Source organism: Streptomyces sp. NPDC056296 (assembly GCF_042268605.1).
Classification (GTDB): domain Bacteria; phylum Actinomycetota; class Actinomycetes; order Streptomycetales; family Streptomycetaceae; genus Streptomyces.
The window spans coordinates 78,197-86,226 of record NZ_JBHJRX010000042.1 but is presented as its reverse complement, the minus strand read 5'-3'; the positions used below and the strand labels follow the sequence as shown (position 1 = coordinate 86,226).

Genomic DNA, 8,030 nt, shown 5'->3' with positions numbered 1-8,030 from the left:
AGACCCTCGGCTGGCGGACACCCGCCGAGGTCTTCGAAGAGCAGCTACGCTCGCTACAACAGCCCGGTGTTGCAACGACTGGTTGAACTCGCCCAATACGTGAGCCGGGCCTTCGCCGATGCCTGTCGCCGTCACGGCATCCGCCGCAGCATGGGACGCGTCGGATCGAGCTACGACAATGCCCTGGCCGAGTCCTTCTTCCAGGGCCTGAAGCGGGAGTTGCTCCACGAACGGCGCTTCACATCGAAGGCCCAGACCCGGCTCGAGCTCTTCCGCTGGCTCGCCTACTACAACCGGCGCCGACGTCACTCCGCCCTCGGCTACCTCACACCGATCGAATTCGAACAGCAGCTGATCACATCCACTACGCTGTCACTCGCCGCATGAAACCCGGTGTCCACTCCCGGGGATTAACCTCACTCGGACGCGTCCCCACCGACAGAGACAACGACTGAACCGACACCACCGGGTCGCATTTCAACCGGCCAAAGTGGGTCACGGTCACCCGACGCCGACAATGGGCGGCGGCCCAGATCGCACCACCGTCCAACTCGTCGACACTGGGCGTCCGGCCAGCCCAGCGATCTGGCTGCCTTCTCATTCATCAGTCAGCCCTCCCATGCTGCCGCTGAACATCTGACTGCCTGTTCCCCCTGCGCCTGGCCCGCTACTGGGCAGCCGCGGAGTGGCGGGCGTACTCGGCGGGTAGTCCAGGGCTTCACCGCTCGTCTCCTGGCTACCTGTCCGACTGTCTGCCTTCACCAGTGGCCCTATGGATGGCGGTCGTGCGGCCGGTGAGGTCTGTGCAGAGTTGGACGACGGCCAGGTCGATCTTGTGCAGGCAGCGCGCCAGTACCGTGTGATCCTCCTGCTTGGGAGGGATGTCGCTCCGCAGCGTCACGACGGCGTCGTCGCTCTCCGTCAGCGCTCGTACGGGCACTCGGTCGAGGGTCGCGCTCAGGTGCGTGATGTTGCCCCGCACGTGGTCCGCCGCGCGGGCGATCGCCTCAGTCGTGTCGGCGTCCGATGTCGGCCGGGCAACCCGGGCGAGGCCTTGGGCGTTGTGCGTTGCGTAGCGCAGCAGCCCTAGGGTGCGGCGGGTTCCCGCCCGTCGAAACCCTGGCGTGAAGGGCCCTCCCTCTAGTGGCTTCACGCCTGCGCGGACGGCCGCCAGCGCACGGTCGAGCTCCCGGACCCGTGCGGTGAGGTCCGCCTCGTCGGGGTTCATGACCCGACGGGCGGCCGCGGCGACGACATCGTCGAGTGACCTGAGGTAGGACTGCACCTTCTCGCGCACGGTGTCGTGCGTGCGGACAGGAAGGACCACCAGCGCGGCGGCGACGCCGATGACCGCACCCACGGCGGTGAGCAGGATCCTGGTCCCCAGGACCTCGGGGCTGAACGTCCCGAGCACTCCGTAGAGCAGCGCGAGCATCATCGTGATGCCGGTCATCATCAGGGCGTAGGAGACCTGCATCAGGTAGAACGCGAAGAAGATCACCGCGAAGATCAGTACGGTCGACCAGAAGACGTCGCCTGCCACGAGTTCCGCGAGGTATGTCCCGGCGACCGCGCCGAAGACCGTTCCGACGATCCGGGTCCAGCCGCGTACCAGGGTCTCGCCTCGTGTGACGGTGGGCCCGAAGATGGCGAACGCCGCGACAAGGGCCCAGTACCAGCGGTCCGGTGAGATCAGCTCGCCGGCGACCACGGCGACGATCATCGCTGTGGTGACCTGGATTGTGCGGCGGGTGCCGAACGACAGGCCGCCCGGGGCGGAAGCGGGCTCCGGGGCGTCGGCGGCGGGCGTGGTCCGGGCGTCCTCGGTCTGCTCGGGGACCTCCGTCCGGGGGATCGCGGGCACGATCTTCCCACGATCGGGTGCGGTCCGCACGCCCCCGGGCGACTGGTCGGAGTCATCGGTCCAGGCAGCCGCCCGGGCGAGATCGATGAGCGCCGTCGCCACGATCTGGAATCGCTCGTCCGCGCCGGACGAGCTGACCCGTCCGGACAGTTCCTCGACCGTTGGAAGCACGGAGTGCACGCCCTTCGGACCCAGTCCGGCGTCGAGCGCGTCCAGGGCTGCCATGAGATCACCACGGGCCTGCTCGTCGGACCGCGCCCCGGCCTCCGGGGTGGGAACGGAAGCCGCCCGTGACCATGCGTACGCGAGATTGCCCGCGGCCAGCTCTACGTCGAACGCCTCCGTCCCCCGCCGCTCGGAGTCCGCGTCAAGGAGCCCTTCGATACTGAGGGCGGTCTCGGCGACTGGGTCCATACGGTCCCAGATCCGCTGCCGGTGGCGGCTGTCGGCCGCGGGCTCCTCCAGCCCCGAGCGCACCACCGCGAGCAGCAGTCTGAGCCTGGCACGCAGTACGCGTTCGCTGCGCCGTCGCCGACGGTCGTTGCGGACGGGCATGGTGAAGGTCATCGCGACGGCGATCGCCGTGCCAACGGCGAGCGACAGGACGACCCAGCCGAGCTGGGACAACTCGAAACCGAGGAAGACGGCGAAGAAGCTGGTCATGAAGGCCGACAGGGTGAGGCCGATCGCGCGTGGCCAACGCGTCTGGCAGGCGGTGCCGACGGCGGCGATCGCGATGAACAGCACGTCGGAGGCGACGAGATACGGCGACACGAGGATACCCAGGATCGCGGCTGCCGCGTTCGTCACGATCGTCGCGGCCCCGGTGATCAGCCGTTCTCGCCCCCGCGGTTCGTTGATCGCGATGGAGCCAACCATCGTCGCGACCATGCCGACGATGGTGACCGTCAGCGGCTGGCCGGCGAGGGTGTCCACCAGCGACAGTACGCCGAGGGTGACGGCGAGGCCGATCACCGTGCGCGAGGCGATGTGGAGTCGGGCCGGCCCCGGGTCCGAGGCCGCGAGGCGGTGGAGTGTCCGGCGTGCCCGGTGCCCTGTGCCCTGCGGGGCGTGGGCCGGGTGCTTGCGGTTGCGCGTCATCCTCACGCGCTGCCCGAGAGGATGGCGTCGGCGTTCTCGTGGGTGATGGCGGTGAGCTGGGCGGCGGTCAGCAGCGTGCTGCCGTCGAGTGCGGCGGTGAACTCCTCTGCCATGCCCGCCGCGTACGGGAAGTCGCTGCCGAAGACGATGTGCCCCGGGTCGGCGAAGGCCGTCAGCGAGGGGATGACGAGGGGGCTGGTTGAGAGCGCGGTGTCGAGGTAGAAGCGCCGGAACGCGGCCATCAGGCTCTCGCGGTCCGGTGCTCCGGGCAGCGTCGAGCCGCCCAAGGCGAAGCGGTCCGCGGCGTAGGGGAGGAACCCGCCCGCGTGCGAGAGGACCACCCGGAGTTTCGGGTGCCGGTCCATCACGCCCTTGAAGACCATGTCGACAGCGGTGCGGGTGGTGGCGAACGGGAAGTCGACGAGCGAGGCCGGGATGCCCTCGATGGACGGCAGCGCCGGGCTGTCGGGGTGGATCAGGACGACGGCCTCGCGCCGGTCCAGCTCGTCCCACAGCGGCTCGAAGCGGGCGGCGCCGAGGTAGGCGTCCCCGTAGGCGGTGAAGAGGACGACGCCGTCCGCGCCGAGGGTGTCCAGCGCGTAGGCGGTCTCGGCGAGCGCCGCCCCGATGTCGGGCAGCGGCAGCGTCGCAAGGTTTCCGAAGCGGCCGGGGAAACGGTCGACCAGCTCGGCGGTGTAGGTGTTGACACGGCGCGCGGCGTCGGCGCGCTCCTCGACGGGCCAGGGCTGGACGCCCGGCACGCTGAGCGACAGGTACCCCTTCGCGATGCCCTGGGCGTCCATGCTCGCGAGGGCGCTCTCGGGCGACCACTCGGGGAGGCGGTGGGGGCTCGGGTGCCGCTTGAGGTGGTCGGCCCAGAACGGCGGCAGGACGTGCTGGTGGATGTCGATCTTGCCGGTGATCGTCACGGTGGTCCTTGTCTTCGGGGTTGCATAACAAGGGGCGGGCCGGCATGGCCACCGGTCCCGCCCCTTCGAGTGATGCGGGGTCAGCCGCGAGGGATCGACTTGGTGAGCTGGTAGCCGGGGACCAGGTCCATGCCGCCCCCGATCGAGCTGTGCTTGTAGAAGCTGCGCACGAGGTCGACGTTGGGCGCGCCGTGTTTGCCGTTGATGAGGACCTCGCCGGTCCCGAGGCGGCGGGCGAACGCTGTCGCGTGCGCGATGTCGGTGCTGAACACGCTGCCGCTGAGGCCGAAGTCCGTCGCGTCGTGCAGGGCCACCGCCTCGTCCTCGGTGTCGTAGGCCACGACGGTGAGCACCGGGCCGAAGATTTCCTCGGTGAAGATCCGCATGGAGGGGTCGACGTCGGTGAAGATGGTCGGCTCGACGTAGTAGCCCTTCTCGAAGTCCGCGGGCCGGCCACCGCCCAGGGCGAGGGTGGCGCCCTCCTCCAGGCCGATCCGGATGTACTCCTCCACGCGGGCCCGCTGGGCCGCGGTGGCGAGCGGGCCGAGCAGGGTCTCGGGGTCGGACGGGTCGCCGTACGGCAGCGCGGTGAGCGTCGTCTTGATGGCCTCGACGATTTCGTCGTGGCGCGAGCGTGGGACGATCACCCGGGTGATGGCGTGGCAGACCTGGCCCGAGAAGGGCAGGCAGCGCCAGGCGATCGAGGCGGTGAAGGTCTCGATGTCGGCGTCGTCCAGCAGCACCGCGGCGGACTTGCCGCCCAGCTCTGCGGTGAGGGCCTTGAAGTTCTCCGCGCAGGAGATCGCGATCGCGCGGCCCGCAGCGGTGGAGCCGGTGAAGGAGACCTTGTCGATCTCGGGGTGAGCGACGAGAGCGGCGCCGGTCTCGGCGCCGCCGGTGATGATGTTGACGACGCCGGCCGGCACACCGGCTTCCCGGCAGACCTCGGCGAGCAGGTAGCTGTCCAGGGACGTCTCCGGCGACGGCTTGATGACCAGGGTGCAGCCCGCGGCGAGCGCGGCGGCGACCTTCATCGACAGCAGCGCCTGGGGTGAGTTCCACGGAGCGATCGCGGCGACGACGCCGAGCGGCTCTTTGCGTACTACGGTGCCGTTCTCACCGCCGGGCAGTACCTCCTCGGCGACGATCTTCGCCGCATTCTTGGCGCCGTTGCGGTAGATCGCCTCGGTGATCCTGATGTTCTGAGTGACCCACCAGTGCGGTGCGCCGTTCTGGCGTGCGACGAGCGCCGCGATCTCCTGAGCGCGCTCGGCGAACGCGTCGGCGATCCTGGTCAGCACGTCCCCGCGCTCGGCACCGCTGGTCTGGCTCCAGGTGGAGAAGGCGGCACGGGCGGCCTTCGCGGCGCGGTCGACGTCTTCGGCGTTGCTCTCGGGGATGCTGCCGACGGCCTCTTCGGTGGCTGGGTTGATCGCGGTGAAGCGCTCCCGGGACGCCGCCTCGACGAATTCTCCGCCGATGTACAGGTCGTCGTGGTCAAGCTGGGTGCTCATCTAGGACACGTGTCCTCTCTGCTTTCTGGGTCACGCTCTGCCGCGCCGGGACGAGCCGGGCTCGTCCTTGTCGGCGTGGTTGGGTGCTGTACCGGTCAGAAGATCGCGATCGGGTTGACCGGCAGGCCCGTTGCGCCGTCGAGCCGCTGGGGGGCGATCACGAGCATGAAGCTGTTACGGCCTTCCTCGCGGCAGGCGGTGACGAGCTCGGTGGGGTTGGCACTGTCGACCAGCGGCATGCCCAGGCGGGCGATGCCCACGCGGTGCAGTGGGGAAGGAATGCCCTCGTCCTGCGTGGGCCGCGCGTCCCGGATGTCGCCGAGGTAGACGGACACGTCATGGCGGTGCATCCAGGCCACGGCGTCCACGGTCATCCCCGGGAACTCACCGCCGGTGTCCTGCGAGCTGTCCCACCCGCCGTGCACGACGATCGCGTCGCCCGGCAGCACCTCGGCGCCGCCACGCCGCGCCGCCGCGTCCAGGTCCGCGGCCGTGACACCGTGGTGTACGGGGAGCGGGCCGTCGGGGGCGAGGTCCAGGAGCACACCGCGGGTCACCACGCCCTCGGAAAAGATCGACGTGGAGCCGCGGGAGACCCCGGCCGGGTTGGCCCGCGAGGCCAGCGGAGCGTCGGGGTAGACGTTTCCGTCGACGATGGTGTGGGTCAGCGCGTCGATGTGCGTGACCTGCGGGTGGTGCGTCGTCGTGATCAGAAGCTCGGCCATCGCGATCGAGGGCGATCCCGTGAAGAGCATGGCCTGCTGCACGGCGACGGACCCTCCCATGGGGGGCGTGGGGCCGGCGATCAGCGGTGTCGGCCGCAGCGGGTAGGCGAGAGAGACGGTCCGCCCCGTCCGCGCCTCCTGGACGGCCCTGGCCCGTACCTGGTCGGTGACGAGGTTCAGTGTCCCGCGCTCGTCGTCGTCACCCCACCGGCCGACGTTCGTCGGGAGATCCTTCGATGCCTGCTGTTCCTGAGTAGTCATGTTCACGCCTTCAGCCATGCCGTGGCATCGGCGTACAGCGCGTCCAGCTCGTCCGGCCTGTCGATGCCGTAGAGGTCCGGACTGACGTCCGCGCCGTCCAGAGACCGGGTGTACGCGAGGTAGCGGTAGGAGTGACGCAAGCCCTCAAGAGCGGAGGGGTCCACCTCCAGGTCCTGGCCAGGTACGGCGGCATCCAGCGTGTCGCCCTCGTTGATTGAGTGCAGCGCACTGATCTTCCAGACACCGTCGCGCCGCTCGACGCGGTACAGCAGACGCATGAAGGACACCAGCACCGCCTCCGTCCCGTTCACCGGAATCCACCGCGTGGTGGTCGACGGCAGCTCGACGAAGCCGCGCTCACCGTGCACCTGAATGACAGGTGCACCGACCCGGTTGATGATCGCGCCGCTGCTCGCCGACCGAGCCGCAGCGCCTGAGACGAACGCCTGCGCGCTTCCCTGCGACCAGCTCGTCTCCACCGTGGCGTCTTCGTGAAAGCACGCCATGAGCTGGTCAGTCAGGGCGCGAACCCTGCTCTGCCGCTCGCGAAGGACCAGCTGGCCGATCTCCGTCACGCTGTTCAACTGACTCATTCCGCTCCTCACGCTTGTTGATAAATCAACGCTAAGCGCAGCAGAGGTGACATGTCAACAGGGGCGCGTTGTGCTTGCCTGTCGCCGACGGGACACTCGGGCTCCACCTCGCAGCTCACGAGCGACATGCGCGCGCCTCCTCATCAGGCTCACCGAGACTCCACCCACGCGCATGCCGAGGAGCCGCTCCAGTGCTGCGACACCCGACAGCGGCGCGACGATGTCGAGCGAAGACGAGGCCCGGCAACGCCGTTGCCGCAGGGCGGTGAGTTACTGTTGGCAAGTACACAGGTTGGGATGTGATCGACAATGCCGGTATCTCCACAGGACGCGCTTGATGGGGCGAGACTCACAAGCGAAGAGCGCGAATTCTGGTACGCATGGAAGCGCGCGCAGGAAGCGGTACGGACGCGTGTCCTGGAGGACGTCACCGTCGCTACCGGTCTCTCAGGCGCAGACATCGGAATTCTCATCCGCATTGACGACGCCGGCGGGGCGCTACGGCAGAATCAACTCGCCACGTCCCTCGGATGGGACCGCACCAGGCTCTCCCACCAGCTCACCCGCATGGAAACCCGCGAGCTACTCGCCCGGACCAAGGTCCCCGGCGGTGTCGAAGTCGGCATGCGCCCCGCCGGTCAGACAGCTATCGAAACCGCACGCCCCATCCACGCAAGCGCGGTAAGGAACCATCTGATCGCCCCCATGGGCGCACGCCTCCCGGAAATCCAGGAGCTTCTCGAAGCGCTCGCCGCCCCTCGGCAGTAGACACCGTGGCGCCACGCACCAGGCCCCGTCACGACTCAGCCGGTACGAGCTGCGCAGAACATGACCGCGTGATGGTGCCTGCTGAGGTCCGCCATACCGTGACGGCGTACGCGGCATGTTGAGGGCCGAGATGTACGCCTCGACACGCAGGACCGCTTCAGGACGAGTGCTGGCACCTGGTGTGCACGTAGTCACAGTCGATGCATCTGCGAAGGCAGCATAGGCTTTCGACCGCTCCGTACCCCCGCTTTTCATCGGCCCCAAGGAGTGCGGCC

General features: G+C 68.9%; 6 protein-coding genes and 1 pseudogene. 2 read left to right on the top strand and 5 right to left on the bottom strand.

All coding sequences use genetic code 11. The annotated features are described in order from the left end of the window. Positions 1–111 precede the first annotated feature (111 nt). Positions 112–387, top strand: a pseudogene (locus ACFCZF_RS28080) (integrase core domain-containing protein); the annotation flags it as partial. Between the two features lie 349 nt (positions 388–736). Here the strand turns inward: ACFCZF_RS28080 and ACFCZF_RS28075 are convergent. From ACFCZF_RS28075 to ACFCZF_RS28055, 5 genes are all read right to left on the bottom strand, one after another. Further along, positions 737–2,965: an FUSC family protein gene (locus ACFCZF_RS28075; RefSeq protein ID WP_376673991.1), complete on the bottom strand. Its 2,229-nt coding sequence runs from the start codon at positions 2,963–2,965 to the stop codon at positions 737–739. A 2-nt stretch (positions 2,966–2,967) separates the two neighbouring features. Continuing rightward, complete coding sequence (locus ACFCZF_RS28070; protein WP_376673990.1) at positions 2,968–3,894, bottom strand: amidohydrolase family protein; 927 nt, start codon at positions 3,892–3,894, stop codon at positions 2,968–2,970. Between the two features lie 80 nt (positions 3,895–3,974). Beyond that, a complete protein-coding gene (locus ACFCZF_RS28065) occupies positions 3,975–5,408 on the bottom strand; it encodes an aldehyde dehydrogenase family protein (RefSeq protein WP_376673989.1) in 1,434 nt (477 codons plus the stop codon). 95 nt (positions 5,409–5,503) lie between these two features. After that, positions 5,504–6,394, bottom strand: a complete 891-nt coding sequence (locus ACFCZF_RS28060) for a cyclase family protein (RefSeq protein WP_376673988.1) — start codon at positions 6,392–6,394, stop codon at positions 5,504–5,506. A 2-nt stretch (positions 6,395–6,396) separates the two neighbouring features. Next, positions 6,397–6,969: a nuclear transport factor 2 family protein gene (locus ACFCZF_RS28055; RefSeq protein ID WP_376673994.1), complete on the bottom strand. Its 573-nt coding sequence runs from the start codon at positions 6,967–6,969 to the stop codon at positions 6,397–6,399. 327 nt (positions 6,970–7,296) lie between these two features. Between ACFCZF_RS28055 and ACFCZF_RS28050 the strand changes: the two genes are divergently transcribed. Further along, complete coding sequence (locus ACFCZF_RS28050) at positions 7,297–7,755, top strand: MarR family winged helix-turn-helix transcriptional regulator (protein WP_376673987.1); 459 nt, start codon at positions 7,297–7,299, stop codon at positions 7,753–7,755. Positions 7,756–8,030: the final 275 nt, after the last annotated feature.

Excerpts from the sequence above, each read along its gene's own strand:
- ACFCZF_RS28065 (WP_376673989.1), bottom strand. The coding sequence starts at position 5,408 with ATGAGCACCCAGCTTGACCACGACGACCTGTACATCGGCGGAGAATTC.
- ACFCZF_RS28075 (WP_376673991.1), bottom strand. The coding sequence starts at position 2,965 with ATGACGCGCAACCGCAAGCACCCGGCCCACGCCCCGCAGGGCACAGGG.
- ACFCZF_RS28050 (WP_376673987.1), top strand. The coding sequence starts at position 7,297 with ATGCCGGTATCTCCACAGGACGCGCTTGATGGGGCGAGACTCACAAGC.
- ACFCZF_RS28060 (WP_376673988.1), bottom strand. The coding sequence starts at position 6,394 with ATGACTACTCAGGAACAGCAGGCATCGAAGGATCTCCCGACGAACGTC.